The 25,588-nt window shown below is 71.4% G+C and carries 23 protein-coding genes; 16 read left to right on the forward strand and 7 right to left on the reverse strand.

What is annotated here, in order from left to right; all coding sequences use genetic code 11:
- Positions 1-98: 98 nt before the first annotated feature.
- From murG to HKK74_RS08640, 10 genes are all read left to right on the forward strand, one after another.
- The gene (murG, locus tag HKK74_RS08595) at positions 99-1,187 is read left to right on the forward strand and encodes an undecaprenyldiphospho-muramoylpentapeptide beta-N-acetylglucosaminyltransferase (RefSeq protein ID WP_187242539.1); all 1,089 of its coding nucleotides are present in this window, start codon (positions 99-101) and stop codon (positions 1,185-1,187) included.
- The gene (gene murC, locus HKK74_RS08600) at positions 1,184-2,602 is read left to right on the forward strand and encodes a UDP-N-acetylmuramate--L-alanine ligase (protein ID WP_187242540.1); all 1,419 of its coding nucleotides are present in this window, start codon (positions 1,184-1,186) and stop codon (positions 2,600-2,602) included. The genes murG and murC overlap by 4 nt, the downstream gene beginning before the upstream one ends.
- 126 nt (positions 2,603-2,728) lie before the next feature.
- The gene (locus tag HKK74_RS08605; RefSeq protein WP_222722003.1) at positions 2,729-3,493 is read left to right on the forward strand and encodes a cell division protein FtsQ/DivIB; all 765 of its coding nucleotides are present in this window, start codon (positions 2,729-2,731) and stop codon (positions 3,491-3,493) included.
- A gap of 420 nt (positions 3,494-3,913) precedes the next feature.
- Complete coding sequence (gene ftsZ / locus HKK74_RS08610; protein ID WP_187242541.1) at positions 3,914-5,251, forward strand: cell division protein FtsZ; 1,338 nt, start codon at positions 3,914-3,916, stop codon at positions 5,249-5,251.
- A complete protein-coding gene (gene pgeF, locus HKK74_RS08615; RefSeq protein WP_187242542.1) occupies positions 5,251-5,994 on the forward strand; it encodes a peptidoglycan editing factor PgeF in 744 nt (247 codons plus the stop codon). The genes ftsZ and pgeF overlap by 1 nt, the downstream gene beginning before the upstream one ends.
- 93 nt (positions 5,995-6,087) lie before the next feature.
- Positions 6,088-6,804 (forward strand): YggS family pyridoxal phosphate-dependent enzyme, encoded by a 717-nt coding sequence (locus HKK74_RS08620; protein ID WP_312881348.1) that lies wholly within the window; start codon positions 6,088-6,090, stop codon positions 6,802-6,804.
- A 113-nt stretch (positions 6,805-6,917) separates the two neighbouring features.
- Positions 6,918-7,436 carry a cell division protein SepF gene (locus tag HKK74_RS08625; RefSeq protein ID WP_187242544.1) on the forward strand — a complete coding sequence of 173 codons (519 nt, stop codon included), beginning with the start codon at positions 6,918-6,920 and terminating at the stop codon, positions 7,434-7,436.
- A 21-nt stretch (positions 7,437-7,457) separates the two neighbouring features.
- A complete protein-coding gene (locus tag HKK74_RS08630; protein WP_187242545.1) occupies positions 7,458-7,742 on the forward strand; it encodes a YggT family protein in 285 nt (94 codons plus the stop codon).
- A 50-nt stretch (positions 7,743-7,792) separates the two neighbouring features.
- Positions 7,793-8,692, forward strand: a complete 900-nt coding sequence (locus tag HKK74_RS08635) for a DivIVA domain-containing protein (RefSeq protein WP_187242546.1) — start codon at positions 7,793-7,795, stop codon at positions 8,690-8,692.
- A 187-nt stretch (positions 8,693-8,879) separates the two neighbouring features.
- Positions 8,880-10,397 (forward strand): hypothetical protein, encoded by a 1,518-nt coding sequence (locus HKK74_RS08640; RefSeq protein WP_187242547.1) that lies wholly within the window; start codon positions 8,880-8,882, stop codon positions 10,395-10,397.
- 71 nt (positions 10,398-10,468) lie between these two features.
- On the opposite strand, the gene HKK74_RS08645 is transcribed toward HKK74_RS08640, so the two are convergent.
- Positions 10,469-11,209 carry a DUF1707 SHOCT-like domain-containing protein gene (locus HKK74_RS08645; RefSeq protein ID WP_312881350.1) on the reverse strand — a complete coding sequence of 247 codons (741 nt, stop codon included), beginning with the start codon at positions 11,207-11,209 and terminating at the stop codon, positions 10,469-10,471.
- A gap of 110 nt (positions 11,210-11,319) precedes the next feature.
- A complete protein-coding gene (gene ileS / locus HKK74_RS08650; RefSeq protein ID WP_312881351.1) occupies positions 11,320-14,583 on the reverse strand; it encodes an isoleucine--tRNA ligase in 3,264 nt (1,087 codons plus the stop codon).
- Between the two features lie 369 nt (positions 14,584-14,952).
- Between ileS and HKK74_RS08655 the strand changes: the two genes are divergently transcribed.
- The 4 genes from HKK74_RS08655 (at position 14,953) to HKK74_RS08670 (ending at position 17,687) form a co-directional block, all read left to right on the forward strand.
- Positions 14,953-15,243, forward strand: a complete 291-nt coding sequence (locus tag HKK74_RS08655; protein WP_246491334.1) for a DUF167 domain-containing protein — start codon at positions 14,953-14,955, stop codon at positions 15,241-15,243.
- Between the two features lie 296 nt (positions 15,244-15,539).
- On the forward strand, positions 15,540-15,962 hold the full coding sequence (locus HKK74_RS08660; RefSeq protein WP_312881354.1) for a TraR/DksA family transcriptional regulator: 423 nt from the start codon (positions 15,540-15,542) through the stop codon (positions 15,960-15,962).
- A complete protein-coding gene (gene lspA, locus HKK74_RS08665) occupies positions 15,935-16,750 on the forward strand; it encodes a signal peptidase II (RefSeq protein ID WP_187242548.1) in 816 nt (271 codons plus the stop codon). The genes HKK74_RS08660 and lspA overlap by 28 nt, the downstream gene beginning before the upstream one ends.
- A gap of 4 nt (positions 16,751-16,754) precedes the next feature.
- Positions 16,755-17,687, forward strand: a complete 933-nt coding sequence (locus tag HKK74_RS08670; protein WP_187242549.1) for an RluA family pseudouridine synthase — start codon at positions 16,755-16,757, stop codon at positions 17,685-17,687.
- A gap of 13 nt (positions 17,688-17,700) precedes the next feature.
- On the opposite strand, the gene HKK74_RS08675 is transcribed toward HKK74_RS08670, so the two are convergent.
- The 4 genes from HKK74_RS08675 to HKK74_RS39705 form a co-directional block, all read right to left on the reverse strand.
- On the reverse strand, positions 17,701-18,018 hold the full coding sequence (locus tag HKK74_RS08675) for a branched-chain amino acid transport AzlD family protein (RefSeq protein WP_187242550.1): 318 nt from the start codon (positions 18,016-18,018) through the stop codon (positions 17,701-17,703).
- The gene (locus HKK74_RS08680) at positions 18,015-18,731 is read right to left on the reverse strand and encodes an AzlC family ABC transporter permease (protein ID WP_187242551.1); all 717 of its coding nucleotides are present in this window, start codon (positions 18,729-18,731) and stop codon (positions 18,015-18,017) included. Before HKK74_RS08680 ends, HKK74_RS08675 begins: the two co-directional genes overlap by 4 nt.
- Before the next feature lie 72 nt (positions 18,732-18,803).
- Positions 18,804-19,640 carry an AraC family transcriptional regulator gene (locus HKK74_RS08685; RefSeq protein WP_187242552.1) on the reverse strand — a complete coding sequence of 279 codons (837 nt, stop codon included), beginning with the start codon at positions 19,638-19,640 and terminating at the stop codon, positions 18,804-18,806.
- A gap of 55 nt (positions 19,641-19,695) precedes the next feature.
- The gene (locus tag HKK74_RS39705; RefSeq protein WP_187242553.1) at positions 19,696-20,235 is read right to left on the reverse strand and encodes a DUF1269 domain-containing protein; all 540 of its coding nucleotides are present in this window, start codon (positions 20,233-20,235) and stop codon (positions 19,696-19,698) included.
- A gap of 353 nt (positions 20,236-20,588) precedes the next feature.
- On the opposite strand from HKK74_RS39705, the gene HKK74_RS08695 reads away from it, so the two are divergent.
- Together HKK74_RS08695 and dnaE are read left to right on the forward strand one after the other, a co-directional pair.
- The gene (locus HKK74_RS08695) at positions 20,589-20,894 is read left to right on the forward strand and encodes a chorismate mutase (protein ID WP_187242554.1); all 306 of its coding nucleotides are present in this window, start codon (positions 20,589-20,591) and stop codon (positions 20,892-20,894) included.
- 247 nt (positions 20,895-21,141) lie between these two features.
- Complete coding sequence (gene dnaE, locus HKK74_RS08700; RefSeq protein WP_187242555.1) at positions 21,142-24,675, forward strand: DNA polymerase III subunit alpha; 3,534 nt, start codon at positions 21,142-21,144, stop codon at positions 24,673-24,675.
- Here the strand turns inward: dnaE and HKK74_RS08705 are convergent.
- Positions 24,668-25,402: a DUF6882 domain-containing protein gene (locus HKK74_RS08705; protein WP_187242556.1), complete on the reverse strand. Its 735-nt coding sequence runs from the start codon at positions 25,400-25,402 to the stop codon at positions 24,668-24,670. The two genes, dnaE and HKK74_RS08705, sit on opposite strands and share 8 nt — an antisense overlap.
- Between the last annotated feature and the right edge of the window lie 186 nt (positions 25,403-25,588).

Below are 25,588 nucleotides of genomic sequence, written 5' to 3' on the forward strand. Positions count from 1 at the left end.
AGAACGGCCCTGTGCGGACAACGCCCTGAAAAGCGCCGCTGAGTTCAGGACGGAATCCGCTCAGGGGAGCGGAAGACAACAAGGAGGCGTACCCGAGCATGAGGGTTGTCCTGGCCGGCGGCGGAACCGCTGGACACATCGAACCCGCTCTTGCCCTTGCTGACGCGCTGCGCAGGGAGGATCCGCGAGTCGAGATCACCTGCCTCGGCACGGAGCGTGGCCTGGAGAGCCGTCTGGTCCCGCAGCGCGGTTACGAGCTGGCGCTGATCCCGCCCGTTCCGCTGCCCCGTACGCTGACGCCCAGGCTGCTCACCGTTCCGGGCCGCCTGCGCGGTGCCATCAACGCGGCGGCGAGCGTGCTCGACCGGGCCCGGGCCGAGGTGCTCGTGGGGTTCGGCGGCTACGTTGCGACGCCCGGCTACCTCGCGGCGCGCAAGCGGAAAGTGCCGATCATCGTGCACGAGGCCAACCCGCGCGCGGGCCTGGCCAACCGGCTCGGCGCGCGCTTCACCGAGAACGTCGCGGTCTCCCATCGGGACTCCGCCCTGCCGCACGCCAGGTTCGTCGGCATCCCGCTGCGGCGTGAGATCACCAGCCTCGACCGGCTGGCCATGGGCGACAAGGCGCGTTCCTACTTCGGGCTCATGCCCGACCTGCCCACGTTGCTGATCTTCGGCGGCTCCCAGGGGGCGCGCTCGCTCAACCGCGCGGCGGTGGCCGCGGCACCGGCGTTCCGCGCGGCCGGCATCCAGGTCCTGCACATCGTGGGGCCCAAGAACACCGAGGAGCCCGCGCCCGCCGACGGGCCGCAGTACGTCACGCTGCCGTACTGCGACCGGATGGACCTCGCCTACGCCGCCGCCGACGTGGCCATGTGCCGCGCGGGCGCGATGACCTGCGCGGAGCTCGCGGCCGTCGGGCTGCCGGCGGTGTACGTCCCGCTGCCGCACGGCAACGGCGAGCAGCGCCTCAACGCCGAGCCGATCGTCGCCGGCGGCGGTGGCCTGCTGGTGGACGACGCCGACCTGTCCCCGGAGTGGATCTTCGGCAACCTGCTGCCGATCCTGTCCAACGCCGACCAGGTCGCGCGGATGTCCGAGGCCGCGGCCCGGCTCGGCCGCAGGGACGCCGACGTCGCCCTCGCCCGGATGGTCTACGACGTGGTGCGGAGCAGGGGCGCCCAGTGAGCGCCGGCCACCCGGCCGGCGCCATACCGGCCGATCAACTGGGCAAGGTGCATTTCATCGCCATCGGCGGCGCGGGCATGTCGGGCATCGCCCGCATCATGCTGAAGCGCGGCATCGCCGTGTCCGGCAGTGACGCCCGCGACTCCGAACTGCTCGGCCAGTTGGGCGAGCTCGGCGCGAAGGTCTTCGTCGGGCACGCCGCCGAGCACGTCGGCGACGCCGACACGGTCGTGGTGTCCACGGCGATCCGCGAGGGCAACCCCGAGCTCGTCGTCGCGCGGGAACGCGGGCTGCGGGTGCTGCACCGCGCCGCGGCGCTGGCCTCGCTCATGGCGGGCCGCCGCGGCGTCGCCGTGGCCGGGACCCACGGCAAGACGACCACCACCTCGATGCTCACGGTGGCGCTGCAGCACGCCGGTGCCGACCCCGCCTACTGCATCGGCGGGCAGCTCGTCACCACCGGGCTCGGCGCCGACGAGGGCGGCGGAGACGTATTCGTCGCCGAGGCCGACGAGAGCGACGGCTCGTTCCTCATGCTCACGCCGCACGTGGCGATCGTGACCAACGTCGAGGCCGACCACCTCGACAACTACGGGGGCTTCGAGAAGGTCAAGGAGAGCTTCGCGCGGTTCGTCGACCGGATCGAGCCGGGCGGGGTGCTGGTCGCCGGAGCCGACGATCCGGTCGCGCTGGAGGTTGCCGCACAGGGCAGGGCGCGCGGGCTCACGGTCCAGACCTACGGCGAGTCGCCCGACGCCGACCTGCGCATCACCGGCTTCAGCCCCCGCGGGCTGGGCTCCTGCTTCGAGATCAGCGGCCTCGGAACCGTCGAGCTGGCCGTGCCCGGCCGGCACAACGCGCACAACGCCACCGCGGTCGTCGGCGTGGCACTGGCGCTCGGACACGACTTCGCGACCGTGCGGGCGGGGCTGGCGGCGTTCGGCGGCGCGCGGCGCCGGCTCGAGCTCAAGGGCGAGGCCGGCGGAGCGCAACTGTTCGACAGCTACGCCCACCACCCGACCGAGCTCACCGCGGACCTCAGCGCCACCCGCGACTACGTGCGCGAGAAGGGCGCCGGCCGGATCGTCGCGGTCTTCCAGCCGCACCTCTACAGCCGCACCCGCTTCTTCGCCGACGAGTTCGGCGCGGCGCTCGGCCTCGCCGACGTCGTGGTGGTCATGGACGTCTACGGCGCGCGCGAGGACCCCGAGCCGGGCGTGACCGGCCGGCTCGTCGCCGACCGCGTGCGGCCCGGATCGGACGGGCGCGACGCTCCCGAGGTCGTTTACGCCCCGGCCTGGGACGATGTGCCCGCCACGGTCGCCGAGCTGGTCAGGGCCGGGGACGTCATCATCACGCTGGGCGCCGGCGACGTCACCCGGCTGGGCCCCCTCATCCTCGACCGGTTGTGCTGACGCGCGAGCCGTCCGCCGGGCGGCCGGCACCGGGGTACGGCGCGGTCGGCGTGGGATCCCGGGCTCCCGGCGGGGTTCGGGCCATCATCTAGGGGACTCACGGGAGCGGGTGGAACGGCGGCGGCGATGACGGACACCGGTACGACGACGGGACCGGCCAGGGCGGAGCCTGCCGGGGACCGGCCGCCCGGCGGCGCGGTGGGCCCTCGGCGGCCCAACCGCTGGAAGGTCATCTGCGTGGCCCTGCTGGTCGTCTGCGTGCTCACGACCGCCGCGTGGGTGCTGCTCGGCTCCCGGCTGCTGGTCGTCCGCGACGTGCACGTCACCGGAGTGAAGATCCTGCCCCGCGACCGCGTGGTGACGACGGCCAGGGTGCCGCTCGGCACTCCGATGGTCCGGATGGACACCGACGTGATACGCGACCGTGTCGAGCGGCTTCCCGAGGTCGAGTCGGCGAGCGTGGTGCGGCGGTGGCCGGCGACGGTACGGATCGTCGTCAGGGAACGGGTGCCGGTCGTCGTGGTGGAGCGCGCGCACAAGTTCTACGAGATGGACCGGTACGGCGTGATCGTGGTCACCACCTCGCGTCGGCCGGCCGGTCTGCCGACGCTCATGGTGGCGAATCCGAGCGCGGCCGACCCGGCGACCGCGGCGGCGTTGAGAGTGCGGGGCGACCTGCCCGCCCGGTTCGCCCGGCGGCTGGCCCAGATCGAGGCGTCCAGCCCCGAGTCGGTCACCCTGCGCTTCAAGTCGGGGACGACGGTCGTGTGGGGGGCCGCGGAGCGGTCCGAAGAGAAGGTGCGGCTGATCGACGCCCTGCTGGCCACGCCCGAGGGGCGAGCGGCTCGTATCGTCGACGTCAGCTCGCCCGAGGTCGTCACGACACGATGAGTGACACGCGCTCGACGCGGGGATGCGGGACGCCGGACCGTTGATGCGAGACGCTGTGACGGGCGACACCGTGTGTCGCCCTCCGCCTTGGAGGTGTTCCATGGGGCAGGCTGGGAAGATCGGTTCGTGATCTGGGGAGGTACGGGGGTGCGGCGGCTCATCAACCGGGGCAACCCGGACCCACCGCGACACGCCGGTTCAGTTCGTGCCGGGTTAGTTGACCCTGGAGGTTGACCGCACCTACTGTCCGTATCAGCCTTCAGGTTGACATAACTGTAAGCCTCAACTTGAGGGTGAGGGTTGGGAACGGCGGCGGCCGGCCCGGCCCACGAGAAATGACCAGGTCAGCAACACCGCGGCGGTACCGGTTCACGGACTGGGCCGGCCGGTTCGATAGAACGAGCGGAAAGGCCCCTCGTCGTGGCAGCACCGCAGAACTACCTCGCGGTCATCAAGGTCGTCGGCATCGGCGGCGGCGGCGTCAATGCCGTCAACCGGATGATCGAGGAGGGTCTCAAGGGCGTCGAGTTCATCGCGATCAACACGGACGCCCAGGCGCTGCTGATGAGTGACGCCGACGTCAAGCTGGATGTCGGCCGAGAGCTCACCCGCGGTCTCGGCGCCGGAGCCAACCCCGATGTGGGCCGCAAGGCCGCCGAGGACCACCGGGAGGAGATCGAGGAGGTCCTCAAGGGCGCCGACATGGTCTTCGTCACGGCCGGCGAGGGCGGCGGCACCGGCACCGGCGGGGCGCCCGTGGTGGCCAACATCGCGCGCTCGCTCGGGGCCCTCACGATCGGTGTCGTCACGAGGCCCTTCAGCTTCGAGGGCAAGCGCCGGGCGATGCAGGCCGAGGCCGGCATCGAGACGCTGCGCGACGAGGTCGACACCCTCATCGTCATCCCCAACGACCGGTTGCTGTCGATCTCCGATCGCCAGGTCAGCGTGCTCGACGCCTTCAAGGCCGCCGATCAGGTCCTCCTGTCCGGTGTGCAGGGCATCACCGACCTGATCACGACACCCGGTCTGATCAACCTCGACTTCGCCGATGTGAAGTCGGTCATGTCCGGTGCCGGCTCGGCGCTCATGGGCATCGGCTCGGCCCGCGGCGACGACCGGTCGGTGGCGGCCGCCGAGATGGCCATCTCCAGCCCGCTGCTCGAGGCGAGCATCGACGGTGCGCACGGCGTGCTGCTGTCCATCTCCGGTGGGTCGGACCTCGGCCTCTTCGAGATCAACGAGGCCGCTCAGCTGGTCTCCAACGCGGCCGCTCCCGACGCGAACATCATCTTCGGCGCCGTCATCGACGACGCCCTCGGCGACGAGGTCCGGGTGACCGTCATCGCGGCGGGGTTCGACGAGGGCGCGCCGTCCAAGCCGGCGCCGATGCCGGTCGCGCAGAGCCAGCGGGCGGCGCAGCCCGCCCGGCCCGCCCCTCCGCCGCCACGTCCCGCGCCGCCGCCGGCCGCTCCGGCGGTGCCCGTCTCCTCCGTCGTCTCCGACTCCGCCGCGCCGCGGCCGGTGCCGCAGGACGACGAGGTGCCCGAGCACGGCGAGCGGTCGCAGGGCGGCGAGCAGTCGGCCGCCCAGTCCGACGACATCGACGAGCGTGAGGCGCAGAGCGCAGCGCGCCCTAAGGTGCCGCGGCCGGCGTCGGAGCCGTCCGCGGCGAGCGTCACCGCTAGTGAGCCGGTCCGGCGGCGCCCGGTCGTCTTCGACGAGGACGACGACCTCGACGTGCCCGACTTCCTGAAGTAGTGGTCGCACGCGTCGGCCTCGGTGAGGGCATCGGAGCGGCCTTCACCGACCGAGAGGGTGGCACGAGCTCCGCGCCGTACGACTCGCTCAATCTGGGCGGTGCGGTCGGCGACGACGCCGAGGTGGTCCGCAAGAACCGCACTCTCGCCGAAGAGGCCCTCGGGACATCGCCCGGCCGTACGGTCTGGATGCGCCAGGTGCACGGCGCGGACATCGCGGTGGCCACCGGGCCGCTGCTTCCCGAGCCCGGACAGGCCGATCCGCCCGGCGTCGACGGTGTGCTGACCACCGAACCGGGCCTGGCGCTCGGGGTGCTCGTGGCCGACTGCGCGCCGATCCTGCTCGCCGACCCGGTGGCCCGCGTGGTGGGTGCCGCGCACGCCGGACGTCCCGGCACCGCAGCCGGGGTGGTGCCCGCCCTTCTGGCGGCGATGCGCGAGCACGGCGCCGAGCCCGGCCGGGTGCGCGCCGCGATCGGCCCCGCCGTGTGCGGAGACTGCTACGAGGTGCCCGCCGGCCTGCGCGACGAGGTCGCCGCCGTCGTGCCGGAGGCCTACGCCACGACCCGCGCCGGCACGCCGGGCCTGGACATCCGCGCGGGTGTCACCGCCCAGCTGCGCGCGGCGGGGGTCGTCGAGATCTCGCGTGACCGGCGGTGCACGATGGAGTCCCCGGAGCTGTTCTCCTACCGCCGTGACGGACGAACCGGGCGATTCGCCGGTTTCGTCTGGCTCAGGCCATGATGGCGTGAGGTGTAGGAGATGGCCGGAGACGGCCTGACGCCTGCGAGAAATGACGGGCCGGCCGTCGCGCCCCCCGAGCCGGAGGCAGGGCAAGTGACCGCAGAACCATCCGGCGACCGCCGCGAGACGATCAGAGCGAATCTCCGGGCCGTTCGCGAACGGATCTCCGCCGCGTGCGAGACCGTGGGCCGCGACCCGCGTGAGATCACTCTGATCGCCGTGACGAAGACGTTCCCGGCCTCGGACGTCCGCCTGCTCGCGGACCTGGGGGTGACGGACGTCGGCGAGAACCGCGACCAGGAGGCGGCCGCCAAGGCGGCGGAGTGCGCCGGCCTGCCGCTGACCTGGCATTTCGTGGGCCGGCTGCAGACCAACAAGGTACGGTCGGTCGCCGCGTACGCCGACGTCGTGCACTCCGTGGACCGGCCGAGGCTGGTCAGCGCGCTCTCCACGGCGGCCGTACGCGCCGGACGCGCGCTCCGCTGCCTGGTGCAGGTCTCGCTCGAGTCGGGGGCCGAGAGCCGGGGCGGTGCCGCGCCCGCCGACGTGCCCGCCCTCGCCGACGCGGTGGCGGCGGCGGACGGGCTGGAACTCGGGGGCGTGATGGCCGTCGCGCCGCTCGGCGCCGATCCGGCACCGGCCTTCGCCCGGCTCGCCGACACCGCGCACGCGCTCCGGGCCGCCCACCCGGCCGCGACGATCGTTTCGGCCGGTATGAGCGGAGACCTGGAGCAGGCGATCGCGTGTGGCGCGACACACGTGCGGGTTGGTACGGCGTTGCTCGGTGGCCGACAGGCAATCGTCAGGTAATGTCCCCCCAAGTGGGCTCCGCCGGACAGGAGCGGAGGCCCGCGGATCCGAGTATCAGTCGGCGGGCGATCGCCGGAGACAGGTCTGCATCAGAGAGGTCGACGGAGGGACATATGGCCAGCGCGATGCGCAAGATGGCGGTCTACCTCGGCCTCGTCGAGGACGACCGCTACGACGATGACTACGACGACTATGACGTCTACGACGACGAGGCCGCCGAGCGGCGTCGCGCCGGGGAAGAACCCACCGGTCAACCGGCCCGCGCGGCGGAGCCCGGCGACCGCGAGCACGGTCACGCTCCGTCGCCGGTCGAGCGGCGCACCGTGGCAATCTACGACTCGGCTACCACTGACCTTGCGCGCATCACTACGCTGCACCCCAGAACGTACAACGAAGCGAGAACCATCGGGGAGCACTTCCGTGAGGGCACACCAGTGATCATGAACCTGACCGAGATGGTCGACAGTGACGCCAAGCGTCTGGTCGACTTCGCGGCAGGTCTCGTGTTCGGCCTACATGGGAGCATCGAGCGTGTTACGAACAAGGTGTTCCTGTTGTCGCCGGCCAATGTCGAGGTGACCGCGGAGGACAAAGCCCGGATGGCAGAACGTGGATTCTTCAACCAGAGCTGACCGCCACATGCGAGAGTGCCCGTGACAACTGTTGGAACCGTGCTGAGCGCGCTGCTGTACCTCTTCCTCCTACTGCTCATCGGGAGGTTGGTCCTCGAGACGCTGCAGTCCTTCGCGCGGCAGTGGCGTCCAAAGGGGGTGGTGCTGGTGCTGGCCGAGGTCACGTACACGGTCACCGACCCACCGCTGAAGTTGCTGAGACGGTTCATCCCACCCCTGCGTCTGGGGAACGTGGCGTTGGACCTCAGCTTCATGGTGCTCTTCTTCGTGGTCTACATCATGATCATCTTCGTGGAGGGGCTCTGATCGGATACCGTCCTTTGGGACAAGACTCCAAGCGCGCCAAGGAGACGAACATGCCGTTGACACCCGCCGACGTGCGGAACAAGCAGTTCAGTACCACCCGGCTGCGGCCGGGCTACGACGAAGAGGAGGTCGACGCCTTCCTCGACGAGGTAGAGGCGGAACTCGACCGGCTCATCCAGGAGAACGAGGAGCTGCGGGCGAAGCTGGCCGAGTGCCTGCGCGGCAAGGTGCCAGCGATGGCGGCGCCGATCGTCGAGCCGAAGCCCGACATCTCGCCGATCCCCGAGCCCCCGCGGCCCGAGCCCAAACCCGAGCCCGAACCCTCTATCGGCCTCAGCATGGCGCCGACCAGCGAAGACAACATGGACACGGCCGCGCGGGTGCTCGCCCTCGCGCAGCAGACCGCCGACCAGGCGATCGCCGACGCCCGCAGGGAGGCCGACGAGACGCTCGGCCGCGCGCGCCGGGAGGCCGAGGAGATCCTCGGCAAGGCCCGTCGCCAGGCCGACCAGGTCGTGAGCGAGGCGCGCTCCCGCGCCGAGGGGCTCGACCGCGACGCCCAGGAGCGGCACCGCCAGGTCATGGGTTCGCTCGTGCAGCAGCGCGAGGAGCTCGAGCGCGAGGTGGACAACCTGCGTGCCTTCGAGCGCGAGTACCGAAGCCGCCTCAAGGCGTATCTCGAGGGGCAACTCCGCGAACTCGACGCCAACACCAACGACAGTGGTGCGTTCCCGACCGGGCCGAATCCCAGTGGGCCGCAGACCGCTCCGCAGAACGCGATTCAGCACGTCGAGAGCCGTAACGGGCAGCCGGGTGGTCCCTCCGCGACCGGTCCGACGCCGTTCCCGCCGCCGCCGGCCGAGCCGCCTCAGCACATCCAGCACGCGCAGCACAGCAGCACTGGTGCATTCCACTCGGTCGGCGACAATCCTCCGCACGAGAGGCGCTGAGATTGTGACGTCGCGCGGAGTATGGAACTCTCGTTGAGCCGACAGTCATGCCGTGCTCGTGAGAGGCGCGACAGCCGGTAAGGTCCGCCATCGGCCGTGCCGCGGATGTCGCCGACATCACGCCGGCGCTCATGGCCGACGCGACTCCATCGGGCTGGCGCTTGTCCTGTAGAGGGAGAGAGACCCTGTGATCATCCTGAGTGGCCTACTCGTTGTGCTGGCGATCGCCCTGCTCATCGCGGGCGTTGTGTTCGGCAACTCGGGTACGGAGGTCGTGGGCCAGGACGGGCTGGCGCTGATCTACGTTTCGATCGCGATCAGCATTGTCTCGGCCCTCTGTCTCGCCATCGGGGTCTTCCTGCGTCGCAAGGAGCTGTTCGCCGCGGTCGGGCCGACCTCGGGGAAGAGGCCGAAGGGCGACAAGAAGGGGCGTAAGCAGGCCGGCAAGGTCACGGGAGGCCTTGAACCGGCGGGCGGCGACGCCGCCACGGAAGACACGCTCAAGATTCCGGCGCAGCCGGTCGACGTGCCCGGCGATGCGCTGGTCTACGTCGTACGGGGCCGGAAGCGGTACCACCTCGACAACTGCCGCCAGCTCATGGGGCGGCAGAAGGAAGAGCTGACCTACGCCGAGGCGCAGGAGGAGGGGTTCAGCCCCTGTACGGCCTGCATGCCCGACACCGCATTGGCGGCGCGCGCCGCGGTGTCCGGGGACAAGGGGCCGGGCGCCACCGGGAAGCGGGAAAGGGCCGGCTCCGCGGCCGGCCGGAGCGAGGCTCCCGGCTCGGCGAAGAAGCGAGCCGACAAGGCCGGGCCGACCGCGTCGAACGCATCCGTGGGTGCCGGCGCACCGTCGCCCGGCAAGCCCGGAGCCGAGCAGCGCACGACCCCCCCGGCGGCCGGTGGCGGGCGGCGACGCGGCCCGCTCTCGTCCGGACCGCGCCATGGGGAATCGGGCCCCGGCGACAACGAGACCACCGCGGACGGGCTACCCGGCCGCAAGCGCGACGACGCGGCCGAGAGGGCCGGTGAGCGGTCCACCAGCGGCATGGGCTCGCGCACGACTCCGAGCGAACCGGATTCGATCTGGCTGCCGCCCGCGGGGAGCGCCCCGTCGCCACTGCGTGCCGGTCTCCCTGCCGAGGAGCGGGCGACGCAGGCCGGCACCGCGGAGTTCGAGACCGTCGAGCCGGCCGATGAGAAGCGCGGTCGCGGCACCCGGTCCGGCGATGGCCGGACCGACGACACGCGACCGGACGACACCGGGGACGACGACACCCGCGCCAGTGACACGCGGTCCGGAGACACACGGGCCAGCGACACACGGGCCAGCGACACACGGGACGAGGGCACGGGTTCCCATGGGACCAAGAGCCGGGGGACCCTGGACCACGGGGCGTCCGAGCACGGTGGGCGGGCGGACGACGACCGCGAGACCGCTCAGGGGCCCGCCGGCACGACGGAGTCCGCCGAGTATGAAACGGCCGGTTCCGGCCGGGCGAGCGAGTCCGGCACCGCGGCCGAGGGGCCGCAGGTGCGGATCCTGAGCGGCACCAAGCGCTACCACCGTGCCGACTGCGCGCTGATCGTCGACATCGGAGACGACGCCGACGACATCGAGGCGCTGTCGCGCTCCGAGGCCACGGCCCGGGGATGCACACCCTGCCTGGTGTGCGAGCCCGACAAGGAACACGCGCGCGACTGATCGAGGTCGCCGGCCAGGGCGGCACGCGGCAGTGAGCGGACCCGCTCTCCGGCGCGTGCCCCGGCCCGGGATCAGCTCGTGTCGTGATCGCGGCGGCGTCCGCGGCTCTGCCGCCGGATCTCCCGTCGCGCCTGGCGAAGTTCACGTTCGCGACGGCGCAACTCCTGCCGGTCCAGATCCGAGGTGTCCTTCACCCGCTTGACGTCGACCCCGCCGAACAGGGTGAGCCCGGTGAACCGGATGACGGGGGCGTCCGGGTCGAGCGGGTCGTCGGACGGCACGGTGTTCCCGCCGAAGATGGCCACCCCGGAGCCGACGATCCGCACGCCCTCGGGGACCTTGACCTCCACCCCGCCGAAGAGGCAGACGATGTTGACCGTGACCTCGCGCTGAGAAAGCACGGCCCGCCGGAAGTCGAGTTCCGCGCCGCCGAACGCGACCAGCACGCCGGTCTGGGGCTCCACCAGCCAGCGGCCCTTCCGCTCCGCCCCACCGAAGATCGCGACGATGTTCGCGGATTGACGGCTGGGGGCGGGAAGGCTCGTGTCCTTGTGGAGCCGCACGCCAGGCCCCGGTGGAGCGGTGGAGGAGCCCTCCTCTACCGGGAGGTCCTGAACGATCGGAGCGAGTTCGGCGTAGGTCTTCGCGGCGTAGACGCGCTCGACGCGCTCCGCGTGCTCTTCGGGCGTGAGCCGGCCCTCGGCCAGGGCCTCACGCAGCTGATCTGCGACCCGGTCCCGATCCGCGTCCGAGGCCCGCATGAGCGACGGCTCGGGCGGCCCGGTGTGCGGTGACTGGTCTGGAAGGTCCACGTCCGCATCATTCCGCACAAGATGTGTCTCGACCAAGCCCTCTCCGCCGGGTCTCGCGGCCGGCCGCCCAGAGGGCGTGCACGGCCGCGCGACCCGGCGGTGCGGTGCCGTCAGCCGGCCTCGGATCTGCGAAGCCAGAGGGTGAGATCGAGGTCGTCGTCCCGGTGCGCCGCGAGATCCTCGCCGGGCCTCCGCTGGTGCGTCGCCACGGCCAGCACCTCCGCCGCGACCTCGCCGCCGTGCTCGCGCAGCGCCGACTCGAGTTCGGTGTCGTGGGTCTCCCACCACAGCTCGATGCGGTCGGTCACCTCCAGCCCGGTGGCCTTGCGGGTCTCCTGCACCAACCTGATCACCTCGCGTGCGAGGCCGGCCCGGCGCAGGTCCGGCGTGACCGTCAGGTCCAGCGCGATCGTCTCACCGGCCGCGCTCTCCACCGCCCAGCCGGTCCGCGGCCGCTCGGTGACGATCACATCGGCCGATCCGAGCTCGACGTCGCCGACGTCGGCCACGCCGATCGTGACCGTGCCGTCGCCGCGCAGGGCATGGACCAGCCCGGCCGGGTCCGCGCCGGTCACCGCCTTGGCGACCTTCGGCGTGTCCTTGCCGTAGCGCTTGCCGAGCTCGCGGAAGTTCGGCTTCACCTCGTAGTCGACGAGGTCGTCGCCGCCCGCGAGTGCCGTGGACAGGTCCTCGAGGCCGGTGACGTTCAGCTCCTCGGAGATCTGGGCGCGCAGCTCTGCCGGGAGCGACGCCCAGCCCGACGCGCCCACGAGGGCCCGGCCGAGGGGCTGGCGGGTCCGTACGGCGGATGCAGCCCGGGCCGCGCGGCCCAGCTCCACGAGTCGCCGGACGAGCGACATCCGCTCGCTCAGCGTCTCGTCGAGCAGTTCCTCGGACACCGTCGGCCATGAACTGAGGTGCACCGACTCGGCCGCACCTGCGGGCCGGATGGCGTCCCAGACATGGTCGGTGAGGAAGGGCACGATCGGGGCCAGGAGCCGGGTGAGCGTCTCCAGGCACTCGTACAGCGTGGTGAACGCCGACGCGCCCTCAGGGGTCTCGGGACCCTCCCAGAACCGCCGCCGCGACCTCCGGACGTACCAGTTGGACAGGTCGTCGATGAACTCGGCGAGCCTGCGGCCGGCGCGGGCGGTGTCGAAGCCCTCCAGGGCGGTGTCCACCTCACGTACGGTCCGGTGCAGCTCGGCGAGCACCCACCGGTCCAGCAGCGGCCGGTCGGCGGGCGCGGGCGCCTCGGGCACGCGGTCCGGTGTCCAGGGCCGGGCCCCGCCGGCGGAGGTCTCCTCGCCGCACGCGTTGGCGTACAGCACGAAGAAGGACGCGGTGTTCCAGTACGTCAGGAGCACCTTCCGGACGATCTCCGACAGCGGGCCGTCGCCGACGCGGCGGGCCGACCACGGCGACCCGCTCGCCGCCATGTACCACCGCAGCGCGTCCGCGCCGTGCTTGTCCATCAGCGGGATCGGCTCGAGGACGTTGCCGAGGTGCTTGCTCATCTTGCGGCCGTCCTCGGCGAGGATGTGGCCGAGGCAGACGACGTTCTCGTACGACGACCGGTCGAACACCAGGGTGCCGACGGCCATCAGCGAGTAGAACCATCCCCGGGTCTGGTCGATGGCCTCGGAGATGAACTGCGCGGGATAGGACTTTTCGAAGACCTCCGCATTGCGGTACGGGGCGCCCCACTGCGCGAACGGCATCGAACCGGAGTCGTACCAGGCGTCGATGACGTCGGGCACCCGCCGCGCGGTCCCGCCGCACTCCGGGCAGTCGAAGGTGATGTCGTCGACGTACGGGCGGTGCGGGTCGAGCGCGGTGAGATCCCGGCCGGCGTGCGAGGACAGCTCGCCGAGCGAGCCGACGCAGGTCACGTGGTCCTCGTCGCACACCCACAGCGGCAGCGGCGTGCCCCAGTAGCGGCTGCGCGACAGTGACCAGTCGATGTTGTTCCGCAGCCACTCGCCGTACCGGCCCCACTTGATGGAGTCGGGGTACCAGCCGGTGCGCTCGTTCTCCTCGAGCAGCCGCGACTTGACCTGTGTGGTGCGGATGTACCAGGCGGGCAGGGCGTAGTAGAGCAACGGGGTGTGGCACCGCCAGCAGTGCGGATAGCTGTGCTCGTAGGTCTCCGAGCGGAACAGCATCCCGCGCTCCTCGAGGTCCTTGACCAGCGTCTGGTCGGCGTCCTTGAAGAACGCCCCGCCGACGAGCGGCACCGAGTCCTCGAACCGGCCGTCCGCCCGGATCGGGTTGACCACGGGCAGGCCGGCCGCCCGGCAGGCGGCGAAGTCGTCGGCGCCGAACGCCGCGGCCATGTGCACCAGGCCGGTGCCGTCCTCGGTGGTCACGAAGTCGGCGAGCAGGACCCGGTGGGCCGGGCGCTCGGGGTCGTCGGGCTCGGGGAAGCCCACCAGGTCGAAGGGGCGCTGGTAGGTCACGCCCTCGAGGGCGGTGCCCGGGAGCCGCTCGACGACCTCCCAGCCCTCGCCGAGGACGCTCTCGGCCAGCGGCTCGGCGACGACGACCTGCTCGCCGGAGTCGCCGTCCCGTGCCACGACGTAGGTCACGCCGGGGTGCACGGCGACGGCGGTGTTGGAGACCAGCGTCCACGGGGTGGTCGTCCAGACCAGCAGCGCGGCCCGCCCGGCCAGCGGGCCGGAGGTGATCGGGAACCGCACGGTCACCGACGGGTCGGCCAGGGTCTCGTAACCACCGGGCTGGCCGAGCTCGTGGTCGGACAGCGGCGTGCCGCACCGCGGGCAGTACGGGCTGATGCGGTGGTCGCGGACGAGCAGCCCCTTGTCGAAGATGACCTTGAGCGACCACCAGACGGACTCGACGTACTCGGGGTCCATGGTGCGGTAGGCCTGGGTCATGTCGACCCAGTAGCCCATCCGCTCGGTCATCTCCTCGAAGGCGCCGACGTGCCGCAGGACCGACTCGCGGCACCGGGCGTTGAACTCGGCGACGCCGTAGGCCTCGATGTCCTTCTTGCCGGACAGGCCCAGCTCCTTCTCCACCGCCACCTCGACGGGCAGGCCGTGGCAGTCCCAGCCGGCCTTGCGGGTGACGTTGTACCCCTTCATGGTGCGGAAGCGCGGGAAGAGGTCCTTGAAGACGCGGGCCTCGACGTGGTGGACGCCGGGCATCCCGTTGGCGGTCGGGGGACCCTCGTAGAACACCCAGCGCGGCCCCGACTCGGTGCGCCGCAGTGAGCGTTCGAAGACCTTGTCCTCCTGCCATCGGCGGAGCGTCTCGCGCTCGAGCGCCGGCAGGTCGATCTGGGCCGGCAGGGGGCGCAGTGTTCGGCGGTCTGCTTCCGGGCCCCGCCTGCCCGGCACGGCGTCGTTCACGATGGGCGGACCTCCACGAGAGTGCGATCATGGACCCGGAGGGACGAGGCCGGCGGCCCCGCGGTACCACCCTCCTTGGCCATGCGCGCATGGCCCGCTTCGTTGGAGGCTCGGCGGCCGGGTCTACTGAGTCCGCGTGGGCAGGCCAGCGGGCGGTTCTTCCGGCGGCTCCGGGGTGATCAGACCGCCGGGCAGGCACCCGGGCTCGCACCGTCCCCGGGTCGCTCATCGCTGCGCACGGCGGCAGGTGTCCTCATCAACGCCTTGCCGACCGCTCCGATTGTACGTGTACTTGGCGCTCGGACCGGACAGGTTTTCGCCCGGCCCGGTGCGGGCGGTGCCGGGGGCCTGTGCCCCCCCGGGGTGCCGATGGGACTGGAGGTCTGGATGGGGATGCGGGTGGCGATCCGGGTACGCCCGGGCGCGGCGCGGACCGGGGTCGGCGGCGCGTACGGCGACGCGCTCGTGGTCAGGGTCGCGGCGCGCGCCGTCGAGGGCAAGGCGACCGAGGCCGCCCTGCGCGCCGTCGCCGAGGCGCTGGGCGTCCGGCGCCGTGACGTCAGCCTCGTCAGCGGCGCGACCAGCCGCGACAAGGTCGTCGAGGTGGACGGGGATGTGGCACAGCTCACTCGTGAGATCGACCGGCTCTTGGGTTCCTGACATCGGGTAACTGGGCATATGCGGCTTGTGACAGACCTTGGAGCTTGTTCATGGAACCTCCGATCTGCGGTCTTCGCAGGTCGGGGCTCCGCGGACGGGCCCTTGACCGAGCGACCGGCTGTTTGCCGTCCCGCGAAAGGAGACCTATGCTTCCCGCACTGCCTGTCGACAAGATCAGCGCGAGGGGGCCCGACATGGCCAGCGCGGGGAGGGACAAAACGCCGTCCGAGAAGACGACCCGGCGTGCGAGGGTGCCCGTAGGGGAGTCGAAGCGGCGTGGCACGGGGAAGCACTCGGTGGGAACGCCCGCCACCGAGGAGACGGCGGGACAGCTGCCGGTCCGGGCCGGTGAGGACCGGTGGACCGCCGACGAGCTCGCGGCGGTGCGCGGTCGGCTGAACGAAGAGATCGTCAAGTTCGAGTTGGAGATCGCGCGGGCCGAGTCCGAGATCGCCGAGCGGATGGGCGACAGTAGCGAGGGCGCCGGCGACGACCAGGCCGACGCGGGGGCCAAGACCTATGAGCGCGAGCACGAGATGGCGCTCACCTACAACGCACGCGATCTGCTGGCGCAGAACGAGCGGGCGATCGTGCGGATCGACGCCGGCACCTATGGGATTTGCGAGTCATGTGGAAAGCCGATCGGTAAGGCGCGCCTGCAGGCCTTCCCTCGTGCGACCCTATGTGTGACATGCAAACAACGCGAGGAGCGTCGCTGACCGACGCAAAGAAGCACGAGGAGACCGGCGCCACGCCTTCGGGCGGGCTCACCCACGACGAGCACGTGCCGCCGCGCCGCGTCGGCGTGCTGCTGGGCGTCGCAGTGCTGGCGCTCGTTCTGGATCTCGGTACGAAGATCGTCGCGGTCGCGCGGCTGGCGGACCGTGATCCGATCGAGCTGCTCGGCGGCCTGCTGACGCTCCGGGTGACGCGGAACAGCGGGGCGGCGTTCTCCATCGCCACCGGGCTCACCGTGGTGCTCACCCTGATCGCCATCGGCGTGGTGATCGCGATCCTGCGGACCGCGCGCCGGCTGCGCAGCCTGCCGTGGGCGATCTCGCTGGGGTTGTTGCTCGGCGGTGCCACGGGCAACCTCGTTGACCGGCTGTTCCGCTCCCCGGCACCGCTGAAGGGGCACGTCGTCGACTGGATCGAGCTGCCGAACTGGCCGGTGTTCAATCTGGCCGACTCGGCGATCGTCTGCGGTGGCGTGCTGGCGGTGCTGCTGGCCGCCCGGGGGCTTCAGCTGGACGGCACCCGGGTGACCGACTCGGACTCTTCCCCCGGCTCGGACTCTTCCTCCGGCTCGGAGCCTGCCTCCGGCTCTGGGGACGAGGGCGGGGCGGACGCGGGGTCCGGCGAGCGGTCCGGCGATGAGACGGTTCAGGCGCCCCCTGCCGGCACCGTCTCGCGGGCGGAGGCCGAGACCGGCAACGGCGAGGCCGAGCCGGCTCCCGGCCCAGGGGGCGGTGACCCCGAGAAGGGTCCGCGCGAGGGGACGTCCTGACCCGATGGCAGACGTGCGAAGCCTTCCCATTCCGGACGGGCTCGAAGGAGAACGGGTCGACGCGGCGCTCGCCCGCCTCTTCGGGCTGTCGCGCAGCCGGGCCGCGGACGTCGTCGCCACCGGTGACGTCCTCGTCGACGGCAAGACGGTGGCCAAGTCAGATCGCGTGCACGCCGGGGCCTGGCTGGAGGTGACCCTGCCGCCGCCACCGGCGCCGCCGAGGCCCGTGGCCGAGCCCGTGCCCGGCATGGGGATCCTGTACGAGGACTCGGACATCGTCGTGATCGACAAGCCGATCGGCGTGGCGGCGCACCCGACGACGGGCTGGACCGGGCCCACGGTGATCGGCGGGCTGCTCGGCGCCGGGCACACCGTCGCGACCAGCGGGGCGGCCGAGCGTCAGGGCATCGTGCACCGCCTCGACGCCAACACCACCGGGGTGATGGTGGTCGCGAAGAGCGAGGTGGCCTACTCGCGGCTCAAGCGCGCCTTCAAGGAGCGCACCGTCGACAAGGGCTACCACGCGCTCGTGCAGGGCCATCCCGATCCGCTCCGCGGCACGGTCGACGCCCCCATCGACCGGCATCCGTCGGGCGACGGCCGGTTCGCGGTGGTCGCCGGCGGGAAGCCGTCCGTGACGCACTACGACACCATCGAGGCGTTCCGGGCGGCGAGCCTGCTCGACATCAACCTCGAGACGGGTCGTACGCACCAGATCCGGGTGCACATGTCCGCCGTCCGGCATCCGTGCGTCGGCGATCTCGCGTACGGCGCCGACCCGACCCTCGCGGCCAGGCTCGGCGTCACCCGGCAGTGGCTGCACGCCGTACGGCTCGGGTTCGAGCACCCGACCCAGGGGGTGCGGGTGGAGTTCGAGAGCCCGTACCCGGACCAGCTCGCTCGCGCCCTCGAACTCGTGAGCGCGGACCAACCCTGAGACCACCGGCGGGTCAGCCCAGACCGGCCAGCCGCAGGCCCGCGGCCACTCCGGCCGCGGCGACCAGCACGACGAGGAACGGCGCTCGCAGCAGCAGCGCGATCACCGCGGCGGCCACGCCGGCCAGCCGGGGCCCGTCGGCCACGAGGGCATCGCCGTGGGCGGCGGTCTGCACGGCGACCAGTGCGGTCAGCAGCGCCACCGGGACCAGTTCGGTGAAGCGCCGCACCCTCGGGCGGTCGATCACCCGTTCCGGGATCACGAGCCCGGCGAGCTTGAGCGCGTAGCACCCGAGTCCAGTGGCGATCACGGCCGGCCAGATCGCCGTCATGACGTGGGTCCGCCGGCCGGCCGGGGGCGGGGGAGCACGGCGGTCACGGCGACGACGGCGGCGAGCATCACCGGTACGCCGGGCGGCAGCAGGGGCGTGGTCGTGAGGGCGACGGCCACCGCGGCCATGGCCACGAGCCGCTCGGCCCGGCCCCGGCGGAGCAGCGGCCACAGCAGGGCCACGAAGACCGCCGGGCCGACCGCGTCGAGGCCGTAGCGCTCCGGATCGCCCAGCCTGGACGCGCCGGCGGCGCCGAGCAGGGTCGTAAGGTTCCACGTGACGTACAACGCGACGGCGGTGACCGCGAACCCCGTCCGGGCGGACGCCCGGTCGGGCTGCGAGGTGGCCACGGCCGCCGTCTCGTCGATGACGACGTGCGCCGTGACCAGCCGCTTTGCCCCGCGGACCCGCAGCACGCTCGCCAGCCGCAGGCCGTAAAGCGCGTTACGGCTGCCCAGGAGCACCGCCCCCACTGTGCCGGCGATCAGGCCGCCGCCCCCCGAGACCACCCCGACGAGGGCGAACTGGGAGGCACCGGTGAACGCGAGCAGGCTCAGAGCGCAGGCCTGGGCGACGGTGAGCCCGGCGGCCGCGGCCGCGGCGCCGAAGACCAGCCCTGACACGCCCACGGCGATGCCCACGCCGAGGCCGGCTCTGATCGCCGCGGCGCGCGCCTGATCGGGGGGAGTGTCCCACGCCTGGATCGTTGCCATGCCGCGACGTTAGGGCCGGGCGGCGGCTCCGGTCTTGAACGTTATTGCGGGCGAGATCGCCGGCGACCGTGTCTACCGGCTCGCTCGGGTCCGGCCGCGCCGGTAGGCGCCGGGCGGGACGCCCACGGCGCGCTTGAAGTGCCGCGTCAGATGTGCCTGGTCGGCGAAGCCGACACGGGCGGCGACCTCGGCCGGGCGCAGGCCCTCGTCGAGGAGGGTTCGCGCGCGCCGCACGCGGAGGTGGTTGAGGTACGCGTGCGGAGGGAGGCCGGTCGTGGTCTGGAAGGCCCTCAGCAGGGAGAACGGGCGGGCGCCGACCGCCAGCGCGAGTTCCTCCAGCGAGGGCGGGTCGACGAGCCGCTCGTGCAGGATGTCGCGTGCGGCCCGTACGGCGGCCGGGGCGGAGTCGGCCGGCCGCCGTGCGGGGGACACGCCGGCGTGCCTGTGCAGCAGTCCGGCGAGCGCGGAGCGGAACCGCGACGCGGCCGCGAGCGCGTCGCCGTGCTCGGCGGCGCGGTAGGCCGCTCGCAGCAGCCGGGCGCTCTGCGGGTCGTCGATCACCGCGTCCCGGAAGTACGGGGTCCCCGGCCGTGCTCCCAGCTCGGCGGCGATCTCGGTCAGCGCGGTCACGGTGGGGTACGAGGCCCGGTAGGACCAGCCTTCCGGCACGCCCGCGTGACCGGTGTGCACGGTCTCGGGATTGACGATCACCACGGCGCCCGCGCCCGCGCGCATCAGCGTGCCCTCGCGGTGGAACTCCTCCACGCCGGACTCGATCAGGCCCACCGTGTAGCCCTCGTGGGCGTGCCGCCCGAATCTGTGCGTGACGAACCGGGCGCGCAGCAGGCCGATGCCCGGCAGGCCGGGATGGTTCCAGTAATGTGCCACTTCAGCACTCACGGGTGACATTGTAGGAAGCGTCCGGGTAGGAAACGTCAGGTCACCGGCCGCCGCGGCCCGGACGTCAGGGAGCGCGGCCGGCGCCCGGGTCCTCCTGCTCGCCGAGGGCGATGCGCACGGCGGTCACGGCGGCCTGGGACAGGTCCGACTCGACCAGCGTGGCACCGGGGAAACGGGCCAGTTCGCGCTGCAGGTCGCCCAGGGACAGGTGGCTGACGAGCAGCGCCAGCGCCGTGGTGCCGGGCGGGACGGCGTCGCGCAGGGCCCGTACCTTCTCGTCCTTGATCCCGGTGTCGATCAGCTTCCCGAGCAGCGCGCCCCCGCCGGCCGAGGCCGCACCGCCGATCAGTCCGCCGATCGGACCGCCCATGAGCGTCCCGATGAGCAGCCCCCAGATGGCGCCGCCGAGCGCGCCACGGCCCGGGGTCATGTCCTGGGTCTCACGCACACTCGCCCGCCCGGAGGCGTCGCGCTCGATGAACACCGCGTCGTGCAGCCGGATCTGCTCATGCCGTTGCAGGCGCACGGCCGCCAGCAGGAACTCGTTGGCCTTCAGCGGGTCGTCGAACCCGATCACGATGAGCTTGTGCGCAGGTTCCGTCACGGTGTCTCCCATTGCTCTCGGGGGCCTCGAGGATGAGCTCGCGTTGGGGCCTCCGCGTCACTTTAGCGGTCGCGTCTCGGCTGGTGAGACGGGCGGTCCGAGGTGTGGCGGCGCTGTGACCTGCCAGGTTACGATCCAGTATGGATCGTCGCCACTGCGCCTTCAGCCCGCCGGCTTCGGGTGAGCCGGCCCGCTCGGCCTGAGCGACGACCCCGAAGCCGGCAGGGCAGAGGCCCGCCGGGTGCTCTGCCCTTCCTGTGTCCAGCACCGTTGTTCAGTGCTCTTCAGGACGCGGCCGGCCCGCCCCCCGGGGCCGTGTCCGTGAGAGGGCCGCCAGAGGGAGGGAAGACCGGGTGTCCGATCATTACATCGCCCCGAGGGACGTGCGCCTTTCGGAGGTGCGAGCCGCGATCGACCACGTCGACGCTGAGCTCGCGGTGCTGCTCGAGCGCCGCGCCGCGCTGTCCGGGGCGGTACAGCGGCTGAAGCCGGTGGGCGGATTCGCCGGGCGCGATCCCGAGCGTGAGCGGCAGGTCGTCGAGGCGATGGCCCATCGGGCGCCCAGGCTCGGCCCCGACCGGCTGGCCCGCATCATGAACGTGGTGATCGAGGCGGGGCTCGAGGTGGCCGAGGAGGAGCGCGGAGCGCGCGCCCGGTGACGGCCGGCCCGGTCCGGGTCTTGTCCGGCAATCTTCGGATTTCCGCACCGGCCGAATACGCGGTACCGGACAAACGGGGCATCCGGAGTGTCGGATCCCAGGCGACCCGGTGGTCGCGTTAGGCTCTCAGGACCGCGTCGTCCGCGGGGGCGCAGACCTCCCAGACGGCGATCTTCCCCCGGTCCGATCACTGACGCGTGCCCGCGCACGTGGGCGGTCGCATGTGACAACAGGAGGCGCTGCGCGCATGGCCGACTCGTTCGTACATCTCCACGTACACACCGAGTACTCCATGCTCGACGGGGCCGCGCGCCTCAAGCAGATGTTCGCCGAGGTGGACCGGCAGAAGATGCCGGCGATCGCCATGACCGACCACGGCAACATGCACGGCGCCTACGACTTCCACCGCAAGGCCACCGACGTCGGTGTCACGCCCATCATCGGTATCGAGGCCTACGTCGCGCCGGAGTCGCGGTTCCACAAGAAGCGCGTCCAGTGGGGCGAGCCCAGCCAGAAGCGCGACGACCTGTCCGGCGGCGGTCTCTACACGCACAAGACGATCTGGGCGCGCAACAAGACCGGGCTGCACAACCTCTTCCGGCTGACCTCGCGCGCTTACACCGAGGGTTTCGTCTTCAAGTACGCCCGGATGGACACCGAGCTGATCGCCGACCATGCCGACGGTCTGATGGCCACGACCGGCTGCCCGTCGGGTGAGGTGCAGACGCGCCTGCGGCTGGGCCACTTCGACAAGGCGCTCGAGGCGGCGGCGCGCTACCAGGAGATCTTCGGCAAGGAGAACTACTTCCTCGAGATCATGGATCACGGGCTCGACATCGAGCGCCGCGTCCGCGACGGTCTCGTCGAGATCAGCAGGCGGCTGAACATCCCTCCGGTCGTCACCAACGACTCGCACTACACTCACGAGAGCGAGGCCGCGGCGCACGACGCGCTGCTCTGCGTGCAGGTCGGCAAGCAACTGGCCGACCCGGATCGGTTCCGGTTCGACGGCAGCGGCTACTACCTCAAGACCGCCGACGAGATGCGCGCCATCGACACCTCCGACATCTGGGCCGAGGGCTGCCGCAACACCCTCATGGTCGCCGAGCGGGTCGACGCGACCGGCATGTTCGGGTCCCACAACCTCATGCCGAAGTTCGACATCCCCGAGGGTGAGACCGAGGAGAGCTGGTTCCGCAAGGAGGTCCAGCGCGGCATGGAGCGGCGCTTCCCCGGCGGGATCGACGAGGAGCACCAGCGCCAGGTCGACTTCGAGATCGGCGTCGTCCTGCAGATGGGCTTCCCGTCGTACTTCCTCGTGGTCGCCGACTTCATCATGTGGGCCAAGAACAACGGCATCAGGGTGGGGCCCGGCCGAGGGTCCGCGGCGGGGTCCCTCGCCGCCTACGCGCTGGGCATCACCGACCTCGACCCGCTGCCACACGGACTGATCTTCGAGCGGTTCCTCAACCCCGAGCGCGTCTCCATGCCCGACGTCGACATCGACTTCGACGAGCGCCGGCGCGGTGACGTCATCCGGTACGTGACGGAGAAGTACGGCGCCGACAAGGTCGCCATGATCGCCACGTTCGGCACCATCAAGGCCAAGGCCGCCGTGAAGGACGCCGGCCGGGTCCTCGGCTTCCCCTACGCGCTCGGCGACCGGATCTCCAAGGCGTTCCCGCCCGCCGTGATGGGCAAGGAGATCCCGCTCTCGGGCATCTTCGACGACAAGCACCCGCGGCACAGCGAGGCCGGCGAGCTGCGCAAGCTCTACGACGAGGAGACCGACGTCAAGCAGGTCCTGGATCTCGCCCAGGGCCTGGAGGGGCTGATCCGGCAGACCGGCGTGCACGCCGCCGGCGTCATCATGAGCGCCGAGACGCTCACCGACCACATCCCGATCATGCGCCGCGACAGCGACGGCGTGATCATCACGCAGTTCGACTACCCGACCTGCGAGACGCTCGGCCTGCTGAAGATGGACTTCCTGGGCCTGCGCAACCTCACGATTCTCGACGACTGCCTGAAGGCGATCAAGCTCAACAAGGACCTCGACCTCGACCTGCTCGCGCTCCCGCTCGACGACAAGCACACGTACGAGCTGCTGGCCCGGGGCGACACTCTCGGCGTGTTCCAGCTGGACGGCGGGCCCATGCGCGGCCTGCTGCGGCTGATGCGGCCGGACAACTTCGAGGACATCTCCGCGGTGCTCGCGCTCTACCGGCCGGGTCCGATGGGCGCCAACTCGCACACCAACTACGCGCTGCGCAAGAACGGCCAGCAGGAGATCACCCCGATCCACCCCGAGCTCGAGGAGCCACTCAGGGACATCCTCGACACGACCCACGGCCTGATCGTGTACCAGGAGCAGGTCATGGCCATCGCGCAGAAGGTCGCGGGCTACTCGCTCGGCTCCGCCGACCTGCTCCGCCGCGCGATGGGCAAGAAGAAGAAGTCCGAGCTGGACAAGCAGTACGTCAGCTTCGAGGCCGGGATGAAGGAGCGCGGCTTCTCCGACGCCGCGGTCAAGGCGCTCTGGGACATCCTGCTCCCGTTCTCCGACTACGCCTTCAACAAGGCCCACACGGCCGGCTATGGGCTCGTGTCCTACTGGACCGGCTACCTCAAGGCGAACTATCCCGCCGAGTACATGGCCGCGTTGCTCACCTCGGTCAAGGACGACAAGGACAAGAGCGCGCTCTACCTCAACGAATGCCGCCGCATGGGGATCACCGTTCTGCCGCCGGACGTCAACGAGTCCGACGCCGACTTCACGCCCCGCGGCGACACCGAGATCCGGTTCGGGCTCTCGGCGATCCGCAACGTGGGCGGCAACGTCGTCGACGGCATCGTCAAGGCGCGCGGGGACAAGGGCCGGTACATCGACTTCAACGACTTCCTGCGCAAGGTGCCACCGGTGGTGTGCAACAAGCGGGTCGTCGAGTCTCTGATCAAGGCCGGTGCGTTCGACGATCTCAAGCACGAGCGCAAGGGCCTGGTCATGGTGCACGAGCAGGCGATCGACACTGTCATCGACATCAAGCGCAACGAGGCCATCGGCCAGGACTCGCTGTTCGGCTCCATGGGCGACGAGGGCGGCCCGGACTCGACCTTCGACGTGGACATCCCCCCGGGCGAGTGGGACAAGACCACCCTGCTGGCCTTCGAGCGGGAGATGCTCGGGCTGTACGTGTCCGACCACCCACTGCTGGGCGTCGAGCACATCCTGGCCGCCGGCACGGACTGCACGATCGCCTCGCTGACCGCCGACGGGGGCCGTACCGACGGCCAGATCGTCACCATCGGTGGGCTGCTGTCGGGGCTGCAGCGCAAGGTCACCAAGCAGGGGAACTCCTGGGCGATGGCGACGCTGGAGGACCTCGGCGGCGCCATCGAGGTGATGATCTTCCCGTCGTCCTACCAGCTGTGCTCCACGCTGCTCGCCGAGGACGCCGTCCTGGTGATCAAAGGCCGGCTCGACAAGCGCGAGGACGTGCCCAAGATCATCGCGATGGAGGTGATCCAGCCCGATCTCACGGTCAGTGACGCGGGCGGTCCCTTCTCGGTCACGATGCCGATCGGGCGCTGCACCCCTCCGGTGGTCGAGCGGCTCAAGGAGGTGCTCGTCACCCACCCCGGCAAGAGCGAGGTGCACCTGCACCTGCAGAACGGGCCCAGGACGACCGTGGTCCGGCTGGACGACCGGCTCCGGGTCAGCCCGTCGCCCTCGCTGATGGGGGACCTGAAGCAGCTGCTCGGCCCCGCCTGTCTCAGCTGACGTTCGCCGGCGTCAGCCCGGCCTCCCAGCCGGTGAACCGGCCGCCGCCGTCGAAGGTGGCCAGGCCGGTGCCGCCTCCGGGCAGCAGGGCCTTGATGGTCGCCGGCGTCTGGTGGTAGGCGACCTTGTGGTGGCTGAGGAACCGGGCGAGGGTCAGCCGGTGGTCTGTCGGGAACAGCGAGGTCGCGTTGATGACGAGCCGCGGCACAGGGATCGGGTCCCATTCCGCACGCGGCACCCTCGGGTCGTCGACGTGCAGGTAGGCCGAGCCGCCGGGGTAGCCGGCGCCGATGTAACCGCCCCCGCCGAGCAGCCCGGCGGCGGCCACCGCGATGAGCTCGCCGCCGTGCCCGGCCGGGCCGTCGTACCCGGACAGGTCGACCTCGGGGGTGGTCAGCTCCGGAATGCCGAGCCGCTCACCGGCGGCGCGCACCGGCAGCGTGGGCTCGACGGCCGGATGTTCGGGGCCGAACTGGGTGTTCGCCCAGCCCCAGAGCCAGGTCTGCTCCTGCTCGGCATAGCTGCCGAGCAGTGACACGCGAACGGTCATTCCACCGCTGGAGTACGTGCGAGCGGTGAGGTCGGCATTCCAGTCCTCACGGGGAAGCAGTTCGGACAGGGTCTCCTGCTGCTGGAGCACGATCGCGGTCAGGGCCGCGCCGAGCCGGGCGAAGGCCTGGCTGAACGGTGCGGGCTCGGACGCGATCACGGGGGTGGAACCTGACATGTCGGGCACATTATCCCAAGTAGATGCGAGGGTGCGGCGTGGTCGATCTGCTGGATCGATCATCAGGTCGGGGGCGTTACGCTGCCGTACACATAGGAGACCATGGCTTGGGAAGTCTGGTGGGAGAGTGCGAGTGGTCCGGTGGTGGCGGAGTTCGGCACTCGGCGGTGGCCGGGCGAGATCACT

The organism is Actinomadura alba (assembly GCF_014323705.1).
GTDB lineage: Bacteria > Actinomycetota > Actinomycetes > Streptosporangiales > Streptosporangiaceae > Actinomadura_C > Actinomadura_C alba.